Below are 20,950 nucleotides of genomic sequence, written 5' to 3' on the forward strand. Positions count from 1 at the left end.
GCTTGCCTGCGGGGCCTTCCCCTCCGGGGAGCCGACGTACTACATCGCGTAGAATGCTGTGGTGCGATCTCCCGAATCCCCCGTTCTGACCATCAGCGGGCTTGTCAAGGATGTTGGCCCCCTGCCCACCCTCGACGGCAAGATGCTGCGCGTGGTCAGCGGCCTTTCCCTCATGGCCGAACGCGGCCAGGTCACGGCCCTGCTCGGTGCCAACGGCGCCGGCAAGACCACCACCATCGAATGCGCCCAGGGGCTCCAGAAGCGCACTGCCGGCGCCATCAGCCTACTGGGCCAGGACCCGGATTCGGCCGGCGCGGGACTCCGCGCCCGCGTGGGGGTCATGCTGCAGGACGGCGGCCTGCCGCCGTCGGCCCGGCCCATTCCCCTGCTGCGGCACATCGCCGGCATGTACCAGGACCCGTGGCCGGTAGATGAGCTCATCGAACGACTGGGGATCGACACCTTCAGCCGCACCAATGTGCGGCGCCTGTCCGGCGGGCAGAAACAGCGCCTCGCCCTCGCCGCGGCGCTGGTGGGCAATCCGGAGGTGCTTTTCCTCGACGAGCCGAGCGCGGGTCTGGACCCGCAATCCCGCCAGATGGTCTTCGACCTCATCTCCGAGCTGCGGAACAGCGGCATGGGCATCATCCTGACGACACACCTGATGGACGACGCCCAACGCCTCGCGGACTATGTCTACATTATCGACGCTGGCCGTAACGTGGCCGAGGGCACCGTCGCCGAGCTCCTGCGGCACCAGCTGCCCGCCGGCGACGCATCGCAGCACATCCGCACCTTGCTGTTCGAAACCGAACCCGGACTGGACTTCACTGGCGTACTGCCCGACGGCGTCGACGTCACGGAGGCGCGGGCCGGCAGTTACGCCGCGACCGGCGCCCTGACCCCCGCCGACCTCGCCGCGATCACCGCCTGGTGGGCCGCGCGCGGGATCATGCCCAGCTCCCTGAGCCTTGAAGCCCGCAGCCTCGAGGACGTCTTTTTGGACATCTCCGGAAGGGAGATCCGATGACCCGCGTAACAGGTGGCGCCCCGCTGGAGAGCGCACACCGCGCCAGCGCGCCCCGTACCGCGCATGGCAGCGCCCCGGCTTCCTTGTTGCGCCGCATCCTGTTGCAGGGGCAGTACGAGACCATCACGATGCTCAGGAACGGCGAGCAGCTGATCCTCGCGATCGTGCTGCCGCTACTGGCGATGGTCGGCTTGACCGTGACACCGCTTCTGGACGGACTCGGTTCGAGCCGCATCAACGTCGCTGTGCCTGGCATCCTGGCCCTGTGCGCCATGTCCACGGCCTTCACGGGGCAGGGCATCTCCACCGGCTTCGACCGCCGCTACGGGGTCCTGCGCTTTCTTTCCACTACTCCCCTGGGCCGCACCGGACTGATCGCGGGGAAGGTCCTGGCCGTCCTGGCCGTCCTGTTCCTGCAGGTGCTCATCGTGACGGCGGCGGCCCTCATGCTGGGTTGGCGGCCCAACCCCGCCGGCTGGCTGCCCGGCTTGGCCATCCTGGTGCTCGGGGCCGCAGCCTTCACCGCGCTCGGGCTCCTGGTCGCCGGGACGGTCCGGCCGGAGGCGACCCTGGCCATCACCAACCTGCTCTGGATCCTCCTCGGCGCGCTGGGCGGGATCGTCATCCCGGCCGAACGGCTCCCCGCGCTGGCGCAGGCCGTCGTGCATTTCCTCCCCTCCGGCGCGCTGGGCCAGGCGCTGAGGGATGCTTTCCTGTACGGCAGCGTCAATGGTGCCGCCGTGCTTGTCCTGCTGCTCTGGACGGCGATCGCCGGCGGCGCAGCAACCCGTTGGTTCAAGTGGAATTGAGAAAACTGTGAGCACGGCGTCACGAACTCCCCGGATCGTCTCCGGAATCACCTCCCGGCTGCCAGTCAGCGTGGACAAGACGGTCAGGCGGCTGGCTGTGTTGTCCCTCATCGGCCAGATCGTGCTGGTAGTGACCGGCGGTGCCGTGCGGCTGACCGCCTCGGGCCTTGGCTGCCCCACCTGGCCGCGCTGCACCGAAGGATCCCTGGCGACCACCCCGGAAATGGGGTTCCACGGAATCATTGAATTCGGCAACCGGCTCCTGACGTTCGCGCTGGCGGCCGTCGCTGTGATGATGCTCGTCTACCTGTGGAACCTCCGGAAGGAACGCCGGGACCTCTTCCTGCTGGCCCTCGGCCTGCTCGCGAGCATCCCGGCCCAGGCCGTCATCGGCGGCATCACGGTCCTGACCCAACTGAACCCGTGGGTTGTAGGGCTGCACTTCCTCGTTTCCATGGCGCTCGTGGTCCTCGCGACCCTGTTGGTGAACCGGGCCTACGGCCGAACCGGCAAGGCCAGGACCGTGCAGCTTCCTGCCCTGCCGGGCGCGGCGCGTCCGGTGATGACCGCCGTCGCGCTTCTCTCCGCCGTCGCCGTCTGCCTCGGCGTGGTGGTGACCGGCGCCGGCCCGCACGCCGGCGACGCGAACGCCCCGCGCAACGATCTCGACTGGGACCTGTTCGCGCACATCCATGCAGTGCCCGCCTACCTGGTGACCGCCGGGGCGCTGTTCGCGGTGTTCCTGGTGGTCCGCGGGCGGATTCAGGGGCCGTTCCGCTCTGCGGTGTTCATGCTCCTGGGCGTCACAGTGCTGCAGGCTGTCATCGGCTTCACGCAGTACTACAACGGCATCCCGGCGCTGCTCGTCGGCGCGCACATGCTGGCGGCGGCCCTGCTGATGAGCGCGGCCACCAACGCCGCGGACCTGGCCCGCTACAGCCCGGTGGACTAACCAGCCGCAGAACCTCTGAACAAAGCAACGCGGGGTCACTCACCGCCCATCCGGAACGATATGGAATGGGCGGTAAGTGATCCCGCGTTTGCTGTCTGCGATCCGGTCCGGGCACTGCGGCAAACGAAGGTAAGTACCGCATTCACCTTTCGGGGGGTGGCCTTGACGGGATTTCCGGGTGGACTATGGGATGGCATGGACATGGATCGTCGCGGCGGTGGGCTTTTGTCGTTCGTTCCCGTGACGCTGACCGGAAGGCCTTCTCTGATGCAAGCGACAGAACCGGCCGTGCCTCCTCCACCCTCAGCCCGCCAACGCGCTGCGAGCCTCAAAGAGCGCGTCTACATCATCTTCACGAGCCTGGCTGTGGTGTTGGCGCTTCGGAGTCACGCGGACGAGACCACACCCGCAGCCGCGGCAGCCACCCTCAGCATCGTGGTGATCGGCTCCCTGCTGGGGATTTTCGTCGCCGATCTCCTGAGTCACTTGACGGTCCATTCCAAGCTCCCCACCGGTGAAGAACTGCACCACATGATCGCGGTCAGCGCGGGCGGCCTCGGCGTCCTGGTGACTCCACTGCTTCTACTGGCGGCGGCCGGCTTTGGGCTATTGACGACGGCGGCTGCTCTCGGCTGGGCGGTGGTGGTGCTCGTTGTCTCTCTGGGCATCGTCGGGTTCCTCGCGATCCGGCGCCTCGAGATCCCGCTCCATCACAAGGCCGCCATCGTGTTCGCCGAGGTTGTACTGAGCCTTCTGGTGATCGGGCTCGAACTGCTGGCCCACAACCTCTGATCACACGGCAGTAGCTGGCCAGCAGGGAGCCCCGAAGGGAGCCCAGCAGGCACAATTTCTCGCACTATTCGACTATTAGTTACTGGCCGGTCACTTGTCGGGCGGGGGGAACTTTGGGAATACTGGACCTTGAACCCTCGGCCCTAAGGCCTGGAAGGGCAGCCAGTTACCGATACGCGGGCGGCGGGTCCGCGGGTCTGGTTGGGGGCCTGGTTGGCGGCCGGGGTCAGGTTTCGTCCAGCCCGGTCGGGGATAGTTGGAGACGGCGCAGCACTGGCGCCGCAATCGCGTTCATGGAGAGTAGGACGGCTCGTTTTTGCCTCAATGCAACTGGAATCGGAACTGGCCAGATAGAGGCACCGGAGGATAAGTGGCGATACTAGTCGGCGAAAGGCCCGCGAAGGCGGCCCAACAAAATGCACCGCGCCCACGGCTGGACGGCCTGGACGTGCTTCGCGGTGCTGCCGTAGGCGCCGTCCTGCTGGGACATTCCTGGCCTGCCATATTTCAGGGCGCCGGCATTGTTGGTGTCATTGCCTTCTTCGTGCTGAGCGGTTACTTGATCACCAATGTGCTGGTCCGGGACATTGAACGGCACCGAAAAATTCGCTACGGCCGATTCTATGCACACAGGGCCTTCCGGCTGGTGCCGGCACTCATCTCCCTCTTGGGCGTGTACGCGATCGTCGAGTTGGCCACCGACTTCCTGGGGGACCGGTCCAAGGGAATCGTCGGCTACACCGTCCTCGCCGGCCTTGGCTACCTCAAAGACCTGCCGCTGCCTTTCGACGTCAGCATGGCGATCGGACCGCTCTGGACCCTAGCGGTGGAAGAACAGTTCTACCTGATTTGGCCGGCGCTGCTGGTGCTCGCCCTGCGGCGCAACCGACAGGGCCGGCTGATTGGCTTTTCTGCCGCCGTCGCCCTTTTCCTCATGTCTGCAAGCGTGCTGGCGATGGCGGTCCTGGCCCCGCAACTCCACTCACTGGTCTACGCGCTGCCTACGACGTGGGGCCTGGGATTGATCGTCGGAGCGGCCCTGCGACTGTACAGGGTTCACGTGTTCAGCTGGTTCGCCGGCCACCGGCTCAGGTGTACGGCAATGCTCAGCTCCGTCGCCGTCCTGGCCTCGCTGATCTTCTTCCCCAAGGCAAACGAAACGCCGGTCTTCATCCTCATTGGCGGCCCGCTTGCTATGGCTGCCGCAGCCGTTTTGGTCGCCCTGGCCGCCTCCCGCGCCGCAGGGATGCCGAAATGGACGCGCCCGGCGCAGGTGCTGGGCACCGTGTCCTACGCCGCGTACCTGTGGAACTACCCCGTCATTCTCTGGCTCAATGGCGGCTCGACGGCCGATCTGCCGCCGCTCGTCGCAGTGTCGGCCATCGCGTTGACCCTGCTCATCGCGGTCATCAGCTGGCACACTGTCGAAAGGCTGGGACGGATCGCGCGGGAACGCTTCGACCGGCGCTACTCTGCCCGGGACAACCGGGACAACCGGGACCAGCGGGGCCAGCGGGGCCGGGACCAGCGGGAGGCCGGCAGCGCCCCCGTTTCCCGGCAGACTTCAACGGGGCCGGGCCGGGAGACCTCTGCGGACTAGGCAGGTTCGCCAGCGGCGCCGACGTCCCGTTGGTCCTCCAGCGTGCAGACATCGGTGTTCGCCCCGCAGACGATCACCGCGACGCGTTCCCCTTCGCCGGGCGTGTACGCCCCCGACGTGAGAGCAGCAAGCGCCGCCGCCGCGCCGTATTCGGCAGGGATCCGGTAGTCGTTCCACAACTGCGACCGGGCGGCGACGATGGCGGCATCGTCCACCAGGACCGAGGTCGGAGGCACGAGCGATGCGATGTTGAAGGCGATCTCCCCCACCCGCCGGGCACCCAGGGAATCCGCGGCGACTCCCGAAACGGCCACATCGACCGGGTGGCCGGCGGCCAGGGCAGCGTGCAGCGTGGGGATGTTGAAGGGTTCAACCGCGACGACGCGTGCCCGGCCCTCGGCCGCCGCCGCAACTCCTGCATACAGGCCTCCGCCGCCGACGGCGACCACGATCGTGTCGATACTGGGCTCGTCCTGGAGGATCTCTTCGGCGACGGTGCCTGCGCCGGCAGCAATTTCGAGTTGGTCGTAAGCATGGCAGAAGAGGGCGCCGGTTTCTTCCACGTGTTCCATTGCGGCGGCGAAAGCTTCCGCGTACTCGGCGCCGACCTGCCGGACCGTCGCGTTGTACCCGAGAAGGCGCCCCACCTTCACGCGCGGGGCGTTCTCCGGCACGAACACTGTCGCCGGAACGCCGAGTGCCGCCGCGGCATAGGCGTTCGCCAGGCCCGCGTTACCGCCCGACGCCGCCACCACCCCGACGCCGGGGTCAAGTTCCCCGCGCTCCCGGGCAGCGAGGAGCCGGTTGAAGGCGCCCCGGGCCTTAAAAACGCCGGTGTGCTGCAGGAACTCGCATTTGAACCAGAGAGGGGCCGCTGCGGTACCTCCGCGGAGCAAAGGCGTGCGGCGCACGTAGCCGCTGATCCGGCTCTCTGCCTGGAGTACATCGCTGCGGTTGATCACTGGCTCCCCCTGGGGTTGCATTGCTTGGTCGGTGTTGCCTGTTTCGGTGTTGATGCGTTGGTGTTGACAGGTCGGTTCGTCAGGATATCCCCTGGCCGAAGGGACCATCCCGCTGATACGGCTGACGCTCCCCCACCACTGATGAGGGAGCGTCGGGTAAACGAATGGGGTGGCCTTAGCCGCCCATGATGGCAGAGCCGACGAACGGGTCGACGGCCAGGGCAATGAAGAGCAGCGTCAGGTAGCTGATGGAGCCGTGGAAGACCTTCATGGCTCCCTTGTTGGAGACGTCGCCCGCCTGGGCACGGTTGTACAGGGCGTGCGACTCGTACAGGAACCAGCCGCCGGCCGCGACGGCGGTCACGGTGTAGACCCAGCCGGCGCCGCCGGCGGGGATCATCAGCAGCGAACACGCCACCATGGCCCACGCGTAGAGGACCACCTGCACCGAGACCACCTTTGCACCGGCGATTGCGCCCAGCATAGGCACGTTGGCGTTGCGGTAGTCCTCGCCGTAGCGCATCGACAGCGGCCAGTAGTGCGGCGGGGTCCAGAGGAAGATCACCATGAACAGCACGACGGCGGGCCACTCGACGGTGTTGGTGACGGCGGCCCAGGCAATCAGGACCGGGAAACACCCGGCGGCGCCGCCCCAGACAATGTTCTGGGCCGTGCGTCGCTTGAGGATCATGGTGTAAATGACCACGTAGAAGACGATGGCGCCAAGTCCCAGCCACGCGGAGAGCGGGTTGGCCCCGAACCAGAGGATGGCGATCGCCGCAGCGCCCAGCAGCCAGGAGAACGTCAGCGCCTCCCGGGGCGTGACCTCTCCGGTGACCAGCGGCCGGTTCTCCGTGCGGTGCATGAGCTTGTCGATGTCGCGGTCGATGTAACAGTTGAAGGCCCCGGCGGAGCCTGCCGCGAACGCCCCGCCCACAAGCGTCGCCAGGATCAGGCCGATCGACGGGAAGCCCCGTTCGGCATAGATCATGGTGGGCAGCGTGCTGACGAGCAGGAGCTCGATGACGCGGGGTTTCGTGAGCGCCAAATAGGCCTTGGCTTTGCGGCCGAAGCCCATTCTTCCCGAGGCCGGGGAGGCGTTCAGCGGCGTATTAGTTGTGCTCACGGTGGCAGTCACTCTGTTCTGTCTGGCTGTGGGTCTGTCATGCTGTGCAGTTCTGTCTGGCTGGGCAGCCCCGGGTGGATTTCGCAACGCGCTTTGCTGCAGAGCGGGCACCACGCTCGGCGCGCGCCCGTGTCTTGCCCCAGTCGAAGGCCACCACCAATCATACCGTGGAGCTCCGGGCAACAGGGCCGCCGGGCAGCGCCCGTGATTCCGGCGTGTTAACGCCTGCTCACCGGCGCAACGGCGGACGGTGATTCATATAAGCGAAATCCCGTCCAATTGGTGAGATATACGCTGACCACAAAGTGGAATGGGACTAGGCTGTCCTTAGATCAGCGCACACGGGCACGCATACAGGCAATTGCCGGAAGAGGCGGCTCTGCATCTGCGTCTGAATGATAGATCAACGTTTCGATGGTGAACGGCTGGTACGAACCGCAGCGGGCACCGAACTGTGCCCGGGGCGGGAAATAGAGCGTACCGCCGGCCGTCAGCACAGAGAGGGGCCCGGTTTTCGTGCCACATTTGGAAGAGCAAGAACTGTCATGGACCACTTTGGACCAGCGCGCCGTGGACACGGTCCGGGTGCTGGCCGCGGATGCGGTGGAGAAGGTCGGGAACGGCCACCCGGGAACGGCAATGAGCCTGGCTCCCGCCGCGTACTTGCTGTTCCAGAAGCTGATGCGCCACGATCCGGCGAACCCGGACTGGTTGGGCCGAGACCGGTTCGTCCTGTCCCCGGGGCACACCTCCCTGACCCTGTACATCCAGCTGTTCCTCTCCGGCTACGGGCTGGAACTGAAGGACCTGGAGGCGCTGCGGACCTGGGGCTCGCTGACCCCGGGCCACCCGGAATACAAGCACACCAAGGGCGTGGAGATCACCACCGGCCCGCTGGGCCAGGGCCTGGCATCCGCGGTTGGCTTCGCATATTCCCAGCGCCGGATGCGCGGTCTTTTCGACGCCGACGCTCCCGCCGGCACGAGTCCGTTCGACCACACCATCTGGGTGATCGCCTCCGACGGCGACCTGCAGGAAGGCGTGACCTCCGAGGCGTCCTCACTCGCCGGACACCAGGAACTGGGCAACCTCGTGGTGATTTACGACGAGAACCACATCTCGATCGAGGACGACACCGACGTGGCGTTCACCGAGGACGTCCTGGCCCGCTACGAGGCCTACGGCTGGCACACCCAGCGGGTCGACTGGACCCGGACCGGCGAATACAAGGAGGACGTGGCCGAGCTGCACGCCGCGCTGCTCGCCGCGAAGGCCGAAACGTCCAAGCCCTCCATCATCTCGCTGCGGACCATCATCGGGTACCCGGCGCCGAAGAAGCAGAACACCGGCAAGATCCACGGCTCGGCCCTGGGTTCTGAGGAAGTCGCCGCCCTGAAGAAGGTCCTGGGTTTCGACCCGGAACGCGCCTTCCAGGTCGACGAGGACGTCCTGGCACACGCCCGGGCCGTTCAGGAACGCGGCGCCGCAGCCCGCACCGACTGGCAGGCCTCGTTCGAGGCGTGGCAGGCGGCTAACCCCGAGGCCGCCGCCCTGCTGGAACGCGTCGAAGCGAAGAAGCTCCCGGGCGAGTTCGAGGCCGCCCTGCCGGTCTTCGAAGCCGGCAAGGACGTCTCCACCCGAGCCGCATCCGGGAAGGTCCTGAACGCGATCGGCCCGGTCATGCCCGAACTGTGGGGCGGCTCCGCAGACCTCGCGGAGTCGAACAACACCACGATCGAGGGCTCGCCCTCGTTCATCCCCACGTCCCGGTCCACCGCGGCGTGGAAGGGCAACCCCTACGGCCGGGTGCTGCACTTCGGCATCCGCGAGCACGCGGCCGCGTCGATCGTGAACGGCATCTCCCTGCACGGGCGGACCCGGGCGTTCTCCGGTACGTTCCTGATCTTCTCCGACTACCAGCGTCCCGCGATCCGGCTCGGCGCCCTCATGGGCGTGCCGTCGCTGTATGTCTGGACGCACGACTCGATCGGCCTGGGCGAGGACGGCCCCACGCACCAGCCCGTCGAGCAGCTCGCATCCCTGCGCGCCATCCCGGGCCTGGACGTCGTCCGCCCGGGGGATGCGAACGAGGTCGCCGCGGCCTGGAAGGCCATGCTGGAAAACCACGAAAACCCCGCCGGGATCGTCCTGACCCGGCAGAACATTCCCACGTGGGCCCGCGGCACGGGCCAGGCCGACGGCGACACCTTCGGCTCCACCGCCGGCGTCGAAAAGGGCGGCTACGTCCTGGCCGAGGCATCCAAGGACGGCGCCACCGTCGAAGCGCAGGTCATCCTGATCGGCACCGGCTCCGAGGTCCAGCTGGCCGTCAACGCCCGCGAAGCCCTGCAGGCCGAGGGAATCCCCACCCGTGTGGTGTCGATGCCCTGCGTGGAGTGGTTCAACAAGCAGGACGCCGCCTACCGCGACACCGTGCTGCCCCCTGCCGTGAAGGCGCGAGTCTCGGTCGAGGCCGGACTGGCCCTGGGCTGGAAGGAATTCGTCGGCGACGCCGGCCGTTCCATCTCCTTGGAGCACTTCGGCGCGTCCGCCGACTACAAGCGTCTCTTCCAGGAATTCGGCATCACCACTGAAGCAGTCGCCGCCGCCGCCAAGGAATCACTGGCCGGCCTCACAAACTGATCCACCACCACGGTTCCGGGGGACCCTGTGCCCCCGGAACCCATGATTTCCAGGAGTTATGAAATGACTACCCCCACACAGCAGCTCTCCGACGCCGGCGTCTCGATCTGGCTCGATGACCTCTCCCGCGGCCGCCTGCAGACAGGCACCCTGCGCAAGCTCATCGAAGAGAAGAACGTCGTTGGCGTCACCACCAACCCGTCCATCTTCCACGCCGCCATCACCACCGGCCACGACTACGACGCCATCATCGCCGCCCAGGCGGCCGCGGGCGCCACCGTTGAGGAGACCGTCTTCGAAATCACCACCACCGACGTGGCTGACGCCTGCGACCTGTTCGCCCCCGTCGCCGCAGCCACCAAGGGTGTCGACGGCCGCGTCTCCATCGAGGTGGACCCCCGCCTGGCTTGGGACACGGCCGGCACCATCGCCGAAGCGAAACACCTGTACAAGAAGGTCAACAAGGACAACGTCCTGATCAAGATCCCGGCAACCCTCGAAGGCCTCGAGGCCATCACGGCCACCCTGGCCGAGGGCATCAGCGTCAACGTGACCCTGATCTTCTCGCTGGAACGCTACCGCGCCGTGATCAACGCCTTCCAGTCCGGCCTCGAACAGGCCAAGGACAACGGCCACGACCTTTCCAAGATCCACTCGGTCGCGTCCTTCTTCGTCTCCCGCGTCGATGCCGAAATCGATAAGCGCCTCAACGCCATCGGCACCGACGAAGCCAAGGCACTGAAGGGCAAAGCCGGCCTGGCCAACGCCCGCCTGGCCTACCAGGTCTACGAAGAGCTCTTCTCCACCGAACGCTGGGCCCTGCTGGCCGAGGCCGGCGCCCTGCCGCAGCGCCCGCTCTGGGCCTCCACCGGCGTGAAGGACCCGGCCTACCCGGACACCCTCTACGTCACGGAGCTCGTCGCGCCCGGCGTCGTGAACACCATGCCGGAGAAGACCCTCGACGCCACGTTCGACCACGGCAGCGTCACGGGCGACACCGTTTCCCGCGGCTACGACGACGCCAACGCCACACTGAACTCTCTCGATGCACTCGGGATTTCCTACAACGAGGTCGTCGCACTGCTCGAATCCGAAGGCCTGGACAAGTTCGTGGCCAGCTGGAAGGAACTGCTGGGTGACGTCGAAGGCGCCCTGGCCTCTGCACGGAAGGCTTCCTAACCCATCATGAGCACACTCAGCTACGACGCCACCGGCGCAGCCCGCCAGGCCCATGAGCAGCACCTCCCGGCACTGCTGGAGGACCGCATTGCCACCCGGATCTTCGCGAAGGACCACACCCTGTGGGGCCCGGGCGCAGAGCAGGAATCCGCCGTCCGGCTGGGCTGGGTCGAGGCGGCTACCGTCTCCCAGCCGCTGGTCGGCGAGATTCTGGAACTCCGCGATGCGCTGAAGGCCGAGGGCGTTAGGCGGATCGTCCTTTGCGGCATGGGCGGCTCCTCGCTGGCGCCTGAAGTCATTGCGGGCACCGCTGGCGTCGAGCTGACTGTTCTTGACAGCACCGACCCCGAACAGGTCAGTGCCGCCTTGGCGGACCGTCTGGCCGAAACGGCCATCGTCGTTTCGTCCAAGTCCGGCTCCACCGTGGAAACCGATTCCCAGCGCCGGATCTTCGAGCAGGCATTCACCGATGCCGGGATCGATGCGAAGAGCCGCATCATCATCGTCACCGACCCGGGTTCGCCGCTGGACAAGGCATCCAGGGAAGCCGGCTACCGCGCCGTCTTCAACGCCGACCCCAACGTCGGCGGCCGCTTCTCGGCCCTGACCGCCTTCGGACTGGTCCCCTGCGGGCTGGCCGGAGTCGACATCCAGGCGTTCCTGGATGAAGCGGAGGAAGCAGCCGAGATCCTCAATGAGGACTCGGAGGACAACATCGGCCTTGCCCTCGGCACCGCCCTCGGCGGCACCAACCCGCTGCGCAACAAGATCGTCATCGCGGAGGACGGCTCCGGGATTGTGGGCTTCGCCGACTGGGCCGAACAGCTCATCGCCGAATCCACCGGTAAGCTCGGCACCGGCGTGCTGCCGGTCGTCGCCGGCCCTGCCTCGCCGGAGGCCACCCTTGGCGCTCCCGATGTCCTCGTCGTCCGGCTCGTCGCGGCAGATGCCGACGTGCAACTCGGCGAGAACGAGGTCGCCATTGCCGGCGGCCTGGCCACCCAGATGATGGTGTGGGAGTTCGCCACCGCCGTGGCCGGCCGGCTGCTCGGCATCAACCCGTACGACCAGCCCGACGTCGAGGCGGCCAAGATCGCCGCCCGCGGCCTGCTGGACGCTCAGCCCGAGCCGACGCCGGCGAACTTCACTGACGGCGCCATCGAGGTCCGCGGCGGGGAATGGCTCGGCGGCGCCGCCACGGCGGCAGAAGCCGTCAGCGCCCTGCTCTCCGAACTCGGCCCGGACAACTACCTCAGCGTCCAGGCCTATTTCGACCGGCTCGCCTACGCCAGCCTCGAAGGTCTCCGCGACGAACTGGCTGCTGTCACCGGACGCCCGGTCACGTTCGGCTGGGGTCCGCGGTTCCTGCACTCCACCGGCCAGTTCCACAAGGGCGGCCCCGCAATCGGCGTCTTCCTGCAGGTCACGGCCGCCGCCGCGACGGACCTCGCCATCCCGGACCGGCCCTTTACGCTCGGCAAGCTGATCTCGGCGCAGGCCGCAGGCGACGCCCAGGTCCTGTCCGAACACGGCCGCCCGGTCCTCCGGCTGCACCTGACCGACCGACCGGCGGGTGTGAAGCAGCTCCAGGAGCTCGTCACGTCCCTTGCCGGCCAGGCCGCACCCTCCACTGAAAGCTAAGGCACCCACGCAACCATGCCAGAAACCTACAACGGCGGCAGGAACACGGCCGGCCGGGGGCGCAATCCGCTCCGTGACCCCCGTGACCGCCGTCTGAACCGTATTGCCGGGCCGGCATCGCTGGTCCTGTTCGGCGTAACCGGGGACCTCGCCCGCAAGAAGCTCATGCCGGCCGTGTATGACCTCGCCAACCGCGGGCTGCTCCCGCCGAGCTTTGCCTTGGTGGGCTTTGCCCGCCGGCAGTGGGAGAACGAGGACTTCGCCGCGGAGGTCAAGGAGTCGGTCAAGGCCTACGCCCGCACCCCGTTCGATGAGACGGTCTGGAAGCAGCTCTCCGAGGGCATCCGCTTCGTGCAGGGCGAGTTCGACGACGACGACGCGTTCAAGCGGCTCAGCGAAACGATCGATGAGCTTGACGAGCAGCGCGGGACGCGGGGCAACCACGCGTTCTACCTCTCGATCCCGCCGAAGGCCTTCGAGCAGGTCTGCCGCCAGCTCTCCAAGCACGGCCTGGCCCAGGCGGCGGGTGACAACTGGCGCCGCGTCGTAATCGAAAAGCCGTTCGGGCACGACCTTGAATCGGCCCGCCAGCTGAACGATATCGTCGAGTCGGTGTTCCCGCCGGACGCGGTCTTCCGGATCGACCATTATCTGGGCAAGGAGACGGTGCAGAACATCCTGGCGCTGCGCTTCGCGAACCAGCTCTTCGAGCCGCTCTGGAACGCCAACTATGTGGACCACGTCCAGATCACTATGGCCGAGGACATCGGCACCGGCGGCCGGGCAGGCTACTACGACGGCGTGGGCGCGGCCCGCGACGTCATCCAGAACCACCTGCTCCAGCTCCTGGCCCTGACGGCCATGGAGGAGCCGATCTCCTTCAACGCCGATGACCTGCGGGCCGAGAAGGAAAAGGTCCTCTCCGCCGTCCGGCTTCCCGATGACCTCTCCACCCACTCCGCTCGCGGGCAGTTCACGGGCGGCTGGCAGGGCGGCGAGGAAGTCCTCGGGTACCTGGAGGAAGAGGGCATCCCGGCCGATTCCAAGACCGAGACGTTCGCCGCGATCCGGGTGGACATCAACACCCGGCGCTGGTCCGGAGCGCCGTTCTACCTGCGCGCGGGGAAGCGGCTGGGCCGCCGGGTGACGGAGATCGCCGTCGTGTTCAAGCGCGCGCCGAACCTGCTCTTCACCGACCATGGCGAGGACGACTTCGGTCAGAACGCCGTGGTGATCCGGGTCCAGCCCGACGAAGGCGCCACGATCCGGTTCGGGTCCAAGGTCCCGGGCACCCAGATGGAGGTCCGCGACGTCACCATGGACTTCGGCTACGGCCACTCCTTCACCGAGTCCAGCCCCGAAGCCTACGAACGCCTGATCCTGGACGTGCTCCTCGGCGAACCGCCGCTGTTCCCCCGGCACCAGGAAGTCGAGCTGTCCTGGAAGATCCTGGATCCGTTCGAGGAGTACTGGGCCGGCCTCGACGAACAGCCCCAGCCCTACGCTCCTGGCAGCTGGGGCCCCGCCTCGGCCGACGAGCTCCTTGCCCGCGACGGACGAACCTGGAGAAGGCCATGATCGTAGATCTTCCCGACACCACCACCTCCAAGATTTCCAAGAAGATCATGGCCCTGCGCGAGCAGGGCGGCGTGATCGCCCTGGGCCGGGTGCTGACCCTTGTGGTCGTCACCCGCTCCGGGCTCGAAGAGGAAGCCATCGAGGCCGCCAACGAGGCCAGCCGGGAACACCCGTGCCGGATCATCGTCCTCGCCGACGCCGGGGCCTCGGCCCCGACCCGGCTGGACGCCCAGATCCGCGTCGGCGGCGACGCCGGGGCCTCCGAGGTCATCCTGCTGCGCGGCTACGGCGAACTCGCCGAGGAAAGCGAATCCCTGGTTGCGGCCCTGCTGCTCCCGGACGCACCGATCGTGGCCTGGTGGCCGCATGGCGCCCCCAGGAATGCGTGCCAGACCTCGATCGGGGGCATCGCGCACCGCCGGATCACCGACTCGGCCAACGAAACGGACCCGGTCGCGGCGCTGGAAAACATCCGCCGCACCTACAAGGCCGGCGACACGGACCTCGCCTGGACCCGCCTGACCAACTGGCGCATCCAGCTGGCTGCGGTCCTGGACCAGGTGGACGACTCGCCGGTGACGGCCGTCGCCGTCGAGGGCGCCTCGGACTCCCCCAGCACGGTGCTGCTCGCGGCCTGGCTCACCCTGGCCTTGGATGTTCCCGTGACGATCGTGGCGGATCCGGCCGGAACCGGGATCCGCCGCGTCCGGCTGACCCGGCCCGGCGGCGACATCCAGCTCTTCCGGCCCGGGCTCACGATTGCGGAACTGACGCAGCCCGGCCAGCCCGCGCAGCGGATCTCACTGCCGCGTCGCAGCCTCAAGGACTGCCTGGCCGAAGAACTCCGCCGCCTGGATCCGGACGAAGTCTTCGGCGAAGTGATTACTATGGGACTCCCACGTACCAATCTAAGGAGTGTCCGTCCCAGTGAGCGCTGACCCGAGAGTAAGCATCCATCCTGACTCGACCGTCCTGATGGCTGCGATCGCAGCCCGCCTTATCACCAAGCTCGTGGATATCCAGGACCGGCACGGCGAGGCCACGGTGGTGCTAACCGGGGGCACAATGGGCATCGGCTCGCTCAAGGCAGTCGCTGAATCACCGGCGGCGCCGGCCGTCGACTGGTCCAAGGTGAACTTCTGGTGGGGTGACGAGCGCTTCGTCGCGGCCGACGACGCCGAGCGAAACGCCCGTCAGGCCCAGGACGCTCTCCTGGCCCATATCGATGTTGATCCGGCGCGCGTCCATGTGCCCGGTTCCACCGATGACTTCGACAGCCCGGATGAAGCTGCAGCAGACTATGCGCGCCGCCTCGCTGAGGCTGCGGCGGCCGAGCACGCCGCGGACATGTCCGATGACAGGCCGGACCTTCCGGCGCAGCTCCCCCGCCTGGACATTGTCCTCCTCGGCGTAGGGCCGGACGCGCACGTCGCGTCGCTGTTCCCTGAGCAGGCCGGTATCCGGGAGAAGGAGCTGACCGTCGTCGGGGTCCATAACTCACCGAAACCGCCGCCGGCGCGGGTGTCACTGACGTTGCCGGCGATCAATACGGCATTAGAGGTGTGGATGGTGGTGGCCGGTGACGACAAGGCCGGCGCCGTGGGGCTGGCGCTGGCCGGCGCCAATCCCGTGCAGGTTCCCGCGGCTGGCCCGCGCGGCCGCCGGGAAACCCTGTGGCTGATTGACGAGAACGCCGCGTCACGGGTCCCGGAGCAGCTCGTCCGGAAGGGCCCGTCGGGCGCGTAGCCGTTCCAGCGCTCCGGCCAGCACGTCTTCGGCGTCTTGGCTGGAGCGCCGTTCTTTAACGTATTCCAGGTGGGTCTTGAAGCCCTCGGTCGGCGCTTCCTCGAGCGCAAACTTGGTTTCATCGCGGGTTGCGGTCCCGCCGCAGCGCCGGCAGTCCCAGACTCCAGGGATCTGTTCCTCCGGCAGTTGTGCGAATACGAGCGCGGTTTCATGGCCCTTGGCGCACCGGAACGAGACGCGAATACGGGGCTGGCGTACGCCGGCCCCGTTTAGTGGTTCATGGCGGGGAGATGCCCCTTCGGTGGCGCCTACACGGATTCCTTTGAATCCGGAAGCAGAATGCAGCATCGGGAACTCCTGGCTACTCAGCTGATGGAAGCGTGCTAGACGACAGCCACAGCGTAGTTGTGGAGTTCCCGATGCCGGGAGGGCCTTAAGGACCCCTTATGGAGTTTTTCGGACGGGCGTCCTACGAATCGGCGCCCGTGCTGAACCGCATGAGCAGGCCGAGGGCGATGATCACGACCCCCCAGGTGATGCCCAGGATGACCGTGAACCGGTTGAGGTTCCGCTCGGCAACACCGGAGGAACTCAGCCCCGAGCTCATGCCGCCGCCGAACATGTCGGACAGGCCGCCTCCGCGTCCCTTATGGAGCAGGATGAGCAAGGTCAGCAGGAGGCTGGTGATGCCCAGGAGGACCTGCAGAATGACATGAAGAACGTCCACGACGGCCTTTCAGAAGAATTGGATTACGGGGGCCAAGCTGTGTCCGGACTAATCCGTCAACAGGTGACTCTCGAACCTGACAATATTAGCAAACTCGGCAGCGTCCAGGCTGGCACCGCCGACCAGCAAGCCGTCGACGTCGCGTTGCTTCAGGATTGAGGCCGCGTTGTTGGCCTTGACCGAGCCGCCGTAGAGCAGGCGGGTCTTGGCAGCGACGTCGGCTCCGAAGAGGGTGGACAGTTCAGCACGGATGGCTTCGCACATTTCCTGCGCGTCCTCCGGTCCGGCAACCTCGCCGGTGCCGATGGCCCAGACGGGCTCGTAGGCGACAACGAGCTCGGCAGCCTGCTCCGGGGTGAGCCCTTCGACGCCGGCGCGGAGCTGGGCGAGCGTGTGGTCCACGTGGGTGCCGGCCTGCCGGATCTCGAGTCCTTCGCCGACGCACAGGACGGGGGTGATGCCGTGCCGGAAGGCGGCTTTGGTCTTGGCATTGAGCACGGTGTCGGACTCATTGTGGACGGTGCGGCGTTCGCTGTGGCCAACCAGTGCGTAACTGCAGCCGAGCTTGGCCAGGAACTGCCCGGAAATATCGCCCGTGTAGGCGCCGGAGTCGAACTGGGAGAGGTCCTGGCCGCCATAGACGACGGCGAGCTCGTCGCCCTGGACAAGGGTCTGCACGCCGCGGAGATCCGTGAACGGCGGGAAGACGGCGACCTCCACCCGGCTGTAGTCGTGCTTGGCGTCGGACAGGGTCCACGCGAGCTTCTGCAGGAGGGTGATGCCCTGGACGTGGTCCATGTTCATCTTCCAGTTCCCGGCGATGAAGGGCTTGCGGTCGAATTTACCGTTGGTTGACGTGGTCACGTGATCTCCAAGAGTTCTTGTTGTATGAGAGCAGCCGGCAGGGTGCCCGGTTCCTTGCGGAGGGCATCCTGCCGGCTCTATGGCCTGGCGGCCGCCGCTGCTACTAGCGGTCAGTGCTACTAACGGCCGGTGCTTCTAACGGTCCAGGACGCTCAGGCCGGGGAGTTCCTTGCCTTCAAGGTACTCCAGGCTGGCGCCTCCGCCGGTGGAAATGTGGCCGAACCGGTCGTCGGCGAAGCCGAGGGTCCGGACCGCGGCCGCGGAGTCGCCGCCGCCAACCACCGTGAACGCGTCCGTCTCCGTCAGCGCCTGGGCGATGGCCCGGGTGCCGGCGGCGAAGGCCGCGAATTCGAACACGCCCATGGGACCGTTCCAGAACACCGTCTTGGCGCCCTTGATCCGTTCCGCGAAAGCCGCTGCCGATACCGGCCCGATGTCCAGCCCGATGCCCTGGGGCCCGAAGCTGCTCGACTCGATGGCGTCGGCTGCGACGGTCTCGTGCTCAGCGTCGGCGGCGAACTTGCCCGCCACCACAACATCGGTGGGTACGACGAACTCGGTACCGGCGTCCGCGGCCCGCTTCAAGTAGTCCTGGACCACCGGGATCTGGTCCTCTTCAAGCAGGCTGGCGGCGACCTTGTGGCCCGCGGCAGCGAGGAAGGTGAACAGCATGCCGCCGCCCACCAGGATCGTGTCCGCTTTGCCGAGGAGGTTGTCGATGACAGCGAGCTTGTCGGAGACCTTGGAACCGCCGAGGACAACCACGTATGGCCGCTGGGTGTCCGTGGTGAGCTTGCGCAGCACCTCGACCTCCGTGCGGACGAGGTCGCCCTGGTAAGACGGCAGCCGCGTGGCGACGTCGTACACGCTGGCGTGCTTGCGGTGCACGGCACCGAAGGCATCATCGACGAAGGCGCCGTTGCCACCGGTGAGGGCGACGAGCTCGTCCGCGAAGGCGCCGCGTTCGGCGTCTGCCTTGGAGGTCTCGCGCGCGTCGAAGCGCACGTTCTCCAGGACCAGCGCTTCGCCGTCCTGCAGCGCGGCGGACAGTTCCTTGGCCGACTCGCCGACGGTGTCGCCGGCAAGTGAGACCTTGAACCCGGCAAGCTCGGCCAGCCGGGCGGCTGCGGGCTTGAGCGAGTACTTCTCTTCCGGGGCGCCCTTGGGGCGGCCCAGGTGTGCTGTGACCAGCACGCGGGCACCGGCGTCCGTGAGCTTCGCCAGCACTGGCAGGGAGGCCTTGATACGGCCGTCGTCAGTCACTGTAGAGCCGTCGAGCGGCACGTTCAGGTCACTTCTGACCAGAACGTACCGCCCGCGGACACCATCAGCGATCAGTTCGTTGAGGGTGTGGAATGTCATGAGTCTTACCCTAGCCCAGCTTGGACGCGACAAGCTCCGTGAGGTCCACGAGGCGGTTGGAGTAGCCCCATTCATTGTCATACCAGGACACAACCTTGACCTGGTCACCGATCACCTTGGTCAGGCCCGAATCGAAGATGGACGACGCCGGGTCGCCGACGATGTCCGAGGAGACAATCGGCTCGTCGGTGTAAGTCAGCAGGCCCCGGAGCTCGTCGGTCTCGGATGCTGCCTTGAGGGCGGCGTTCACTTCAGCGACGGTGGTTTCGCGGGAGACCGTGACGGTCAGGTCCGTGGCGGAGCCGGTGGGCACGGGCACGCGGATGGCGTAGCCGTCGAGCTTGCCCTTGAGTTCCGGCAGGACCAGGCCGATTGCCTTGGCGGCACCCGTGGAGGTGGGCACCATGTTGATGGCGGCGGCGCGGGCGCGGCGGAGGTCCTTGTGCGGACCGTCCTGCAGGTTCTGGTCGGCCGTGTAGGCGTGGATGGTGGTCATCAGGCCACGCTCGATGCCGAAGGCGTCGTTGATGACCTTGGCCAGCGGGCCGAGGCAGTTGGTGGTGCAGGAGGCGTTCGAGATGATGTGGTGCGTCGCGCTGTCGTACAGGCCGTCGTTGACGCCCATCACGATCGTGATGTCCTCATCCGACGCGGGGGCGGAAATCAGGACCTTCTTGGCGCCGGCGTCGATGTGCTTCTGCGCATCGGCGGCCTTCGTGAAGAAACCGGTGGACTCGATGACGATGTCGACGCCGAGCTCGCCCCAGGGCAGCTTCGCGGGATCGCGCTCGGCGAGGACCTTGATGATCCTGCCGTCGACGACGATGTTGCCGTCCTTGACCTCAATGGTTTCGGCCAGGCGGCCGCCCACGGAGTCGTACTTGAAGAGGTGAGCGAGGGCTTCCGGGCTGGTGAGGTCGTTGACCGCAACGATCTCAAGATCTGCGCCCTGTGCGAGGGCGGCGCGGAAGTAGTTGCGGCCGATACGGCCAAAGCCGTTGATGCCAATACGGGTCGTCACGTTTTCAGTCTCCTTGGTGCTCCTGCGAGCACGACTAGTTGAGAAGGCGTTCAAGCCAACTAACAGATCCCGCACGCCATTGGGCAGAGATAATTACCAGATCGGAGGGCGACCAGCCACATTGCTGAAGGCTAACCGCCTTCCGTGATCCATCTTACGTTTAACCGGGACTGCCCCCGCAAGTGCAGGGGCAGTCCGTCCACATTTCGGGCCGAAGCGACCGTAATGTGAGGTTTGTTACAAACGGAAGTCGTTCCCGTCACCCCTTAGAGGGTAATGAGACCCGTCGCGTTCTTGCGGGCGGCGTCGAAGCGCTTGGCGACGTCGGCCCAGTTCACGATGTTCCAGAAGGCCTTGACGTAGTCGGCCTTGACGTTGACGTAGTCCAGGTAGAAGGCGTGCTCCCACATGTCCAGCATCAGCAGCGGGGTGGTGCCGAGTGCGACGTTGCCCTGCTGATCGTAGAGCTGCTCGATGACCAGGTTGCCGCCGATGGGCTCGTACGCCAGGAAGCCCCAGCCGGAGCCCTGCAGGCCCAGCGCCGCGGCGCTGAACTGGGCACGGAACGCGTCGAACGAGCCGAAGGCGTCGTCGATGGCCGCAGCGAGCTCGCCCTCGGGCTTGTCGCCACCATCCGGGGAGAGGTTCTTCCAGAAGACGGAGTGGTTGATGTGGCCGCCGGTGTGGAACGCAAGGTCCTTGGAGAGGCGGTTGATGTTGGCGAAGTCGCCCTTTTCGCGCGCCTCGGCCAGCTGGGCGAGGGCGTTGTTGGCGCCGGTCACGTAGGCGGCGTGGTGCTTGCTGTGGTGCAGCTCCATGATCTTCGCGGAGATGTGCGGTTCCAGCGCTGCGTAGTCATAGTCGAGCTGTGGCAGTACGTACTCGGTCACAAAATCCTCCAATGTCGTGGACGGGTTG

The 20,950-nt window shown here is 66.8% G+C and carries 19 protein-coding genes; 11 read left to right on the forward strand and 8 right to left on the reverse strand.

The features are described 5' to 3' along the window. Window positions 1-61: 61 nt before the first annotated feature. The 5 genes from M2428_RS03265 to M2428_RS03285 all read left to right on the forward strand — a co-directional run bounded on the left by M2428_RS03265 (window position 62) and on the right by M2428_RS03285 (window position 5,183). A complete protein-coding gene (locus M2428_RS03265; protein WP_277523691.1) occupies window positions 62-1,030 on the forward strand; it encodes an ABC transporter ATP-binding protein in 969 nt (322 codons plus the stop codon). Continuing rightward, window positions 1,027-1,839: an ABC transporter permease gene (locus tag M2428_RS03270; RefSeq protein WP_277523693.1), complete on the forward strand. Its 813-nt coding sequence runs from the start codon at window positions 1,027-1,029 to the stop codon at window positions 1,837-1,839. Before M2428_RS03265 ends, M2428_RS03270 begins: the two co-directional genes overlap by 4 nt. 7 nt (window positions 1,840-1,846) lie before the next feature. Further along, window positions 1,847-2,791, forward strand: a complete 945-nt coding sequence (locus M2428_RS03275; RefSeq protein WP_277523694.1) for a COX15/CtaA family protein — start codon at window positions 1,847-1,849, stop codon at window positions 2,789-2,791. Between the two features lie 267 nt (window positions 2,792-3,058). Continuing rightward, a complete protein-coding gene (locus M2428_RS03280) occupies window positions 3,059-3,583 on the forward strand; it encodes a hypothetical protein (RefSeq protein ID WP_277523696.1) in 525 nt (174 codons plus the stop codon). A gap of 370 nt (window positions 3,584-3,953) precedes the next feature. Next, on the forward strand, window positions 3,954-5,183 hold the full coding sequence (locus M2428_RS03285; RefSeq protein ID WP_277523698.1) for an acyltransferase: 1,230 nt from the start codon (window positions 3,954-3,956) through the stop codon (window positions 5,181-5,183). On the opposite strand, the gene M2428_RS03290 is transcribed toward M2428_RS03285, so the two are convergent. Continuing rightward, complete coding sequence (locus M2428_RS03290; RefSeq protein ID WP_277523699.1) at window positions 5,180-6,145, reverse strand: threonine/serine dehydratase; 966 nt, start codon at window positions 6,143-6,145, stop codon at window positions 5,180-5,182. The genes M2428_RS03285 and M2428_RS03290 overlap by 4 nt on opposite strands. A gap of 175 nt (window positions 6,146-6,320) precedes the next feature. Further along, window positions 6,321-7,283, reverse strand: coding sequence for a heme o synthase (locus M2428_RS03295; RefSeq protein WP_277523701.1), 963 nt, complete (start codon window positions 7,281-7,283; stop codon window positions 6,321-6,323). A gap of 513 nt (window positions 7,284-7,796) precedes the next feature. Here M2428_RS03295 and tkt point away from each other — a divergent pair. From tkt to pgl, 6 genes are all read left to right on the forward strand, one after another. Next, a complete protein-coding gene (gene tkt / locus M2428_RS03300; protein WP_277523703.1) occupies window positions 7,797-9,914 on the forward strand; it encodes a transketolase in 2,118 nt (705 codons plus the stop codon). Window positions 9,915-9,977: 63 nt separating this feature from the next. Beyond that, window positions 9,978-11,093, forward strand: a complete 1,116-nt coding sequence (tal, locus tag M2428_RS03305; RefSeq protein WP_277523705.1) for a transaldolase — start codon at window positions 9,978-9,980, stop codon at window positions 11,091-11,093. 6 nt (window positions 11,094-11,099) lie between these two features. Beyond that, complete coding sequence (locus M2428_RS03310) at window positions 11,100-12,734, forward strand: glucose-6-phosphate isomerase (RefSeq protein ID WP_277523707.1); 1,635 nt, start codon at window positions 11,100-11,102, stop codon at window positions 12,732-12,734. A gap of 15 nt (window positions 12,735-12,749) precedes the next feature. Continuing rightward, window positions 12,750-14,312, forward strand: coding sequence for a glucose-6-phosphate dehydrogenase (gene zwf / locus M2428_RS03315; protein ID WP_277523709.1), 1,563 nt, complete (start codon window positions 12,750-12,752; stop codon window positions 14,310-14,312). After that, the gene (locus tag M2428_RS03320; RefSeq protein WP_277523710.1) at window positions 14,309-15,250 is read left to right on the forward strand and encodes a glucose-6-phosphate dehydrogenase assembly protein OpcA; all 942 of its coding nucleotides are present in this window, start codon (window positions 14,309-14,311) and stop codon (window positions 15,248-15,250) included. Before zwf ends, M2428_RS03320 begins: the two co-directional genes overlap by 4 nt. Next, window positions 15,240-16,058: a 6-phosphogluconolactonase gene (pgl, locus tag M2428_RS03325; RefSeq protein ID WP_277523712.1), complete on the forward strand. Its 819-nt coding sequence runs from the start codon at window positions 15,240-15,242 to the stop codon at window positions 16,056-16,058. The genes M2428_RS03320 and pgl overlap by 11 nt, the downstream gene beginning before the upstream one ends. Here the strand turns inward: pgl and M2428_RS03330 are convergent. The 6 genes from M2428_RS03330 to M2428_RS03355 form a co-directional block, all read right to left on the reverse strand. Beyond that, window positions 16,011-16,406, reverse strand: a complete 396-nt coding sequence (locus M2428_RS03330; RefSeq protein WP_091561633.1) for an RNA polymerase-binding protein RbpA — start codon at window positions 16,404-16,406, stop codon at window positions 16,011-16,013. The genes pgl and M2428_RS03330 overlap by 48 nt on opposite strands. A gap of 121 nt (window positions 16,407-16,527) precedes the next feature. Next, window positions 16,528-16,785, reverse strand: a complete 258-nt coding sequence (gene secG / locus M2428_RS03335) for a preprotein translocase subunit SecG (RefSeq protein WP_018772994.1) — start codon at window positions 16,783-16,785, stop codon at window positions 16,528-16,530. A gap of 48 nt (window positions 16,786-16,833) precedes the next feature. After that, window positions 16,834-17,649, reverse strand: a complete 816-nt coding sequence (gene tpiA / locus M2428_RS03340; protein ID WP_277523719.1) for a triose-phosphate isomerase — start codon at window positions 17,647-17,649, stop codon at window positions 16,834-16,836. A gap of 135 nt (window positions 17,650-17,784) precedes the next feature. After that, window positions 17,785-19,011 carry a phosphoglycerate kinase gene (locus M2428_RS03345; RefSeq protein ID WP_277523720.1) on the reverse strand — a complete coding sequence of 409 codons (1,227 nt, stop codon included), beginning with the start codon at window positions 19,009-19,011 and terminating at the stop codon, window positions 17,785-17,787. Between the two features lie 10 nt (window positions 19,012-19,021). After that, window positions 19,022-20,032: a type I glyceraldehyde-3-phosphate dehydrogenase gene (gene gap, locus M2428_RS03350; protein WP_277523722.1), complete on the reverse strand. Its 1,011-nt coding sequence runs from the start codon at window positions 20,030-20,032 to the stop codon at window positions 19,022-19,024. 266 nt (window positions 20,033-20,298) lie between these two features. Continuing rightward, complete coding sequence (locus M2428_RS03355; protein WP_277523724.1) at window positions 20,299-20,922, reverse strand: superoxide dismutase; 624 nt, start codon at window positions 20,920-20,922, stop codon at window positions 20,299-20,301. Between the last annotated feature and the right edge of the window lie 28 nt (window positions 20,923-20,950).

Source organism: Arthrobacter sp. ES3-54 (assembly GCF_029504395.1).
Lineage (GTDB): Bacteria > Actinomycetota > Actinomycetes > Actinomycetales > Micrococcaceae > Arthrobacter.

Bases quoted from the DNA above. Each gene is read 5' to 3' on its own strand.
- zwf (WP_277523709.1), top strand. From the start codon at position 12,750: ATGCCAGAAACCTACAACGGCGGCAGGAACACGGCCGGCCGGGGGCGC.
- tal (WP_277523705.1), top strand. From the start codon at position 9,978: ATGACTACCCCCACACAGCAGCTCTCCGACGCCGGCGTCTCGATCTGG.
- M2428_RS03330 (WP_091561633.1), bottom strand. From the start codon at position 16,406: ATGCTGCATTCTGCTTCCGGATTCAAAGGAATCCGTGTAGGCGCCACC.
- M2428_RS03280 (WP_277523696.1), top strand. From the start codon at position 3,059: ATGCAAGCGACAGAACCGGCCGTGCCTCCTCCACCCTCAGCCCGCCAA.
- M2428_RS03270 (WP_277523693.1), top strand. From the start codon at position 1,027: ATGACCCGCGTAACAGGTGGCGCCCCGCTGGAGAGCGCACACCGCGCC.
- M2428_RS03310 (WP_277523707.1), top strand. From the start codon at position 11,100: ATGAGCACACTCAGCTACGACGCCACCGGCGCAGCCCGCCAGGCCCAT.
- M2428_RS03345 (WP_277523720.1), bottom strand. From the start codon at position 19,011: ATGACATTCCACACCCTCAACGAACTGATCGCTGATGGTGTCCGCGGG.
- M2428_RS03320 (WP_277523710.1), top strand. From the start codon at position 14,309: ATGATCGTAGATCTTCCCGACACCACCACCTCCAAGATTTCCAAGAAG.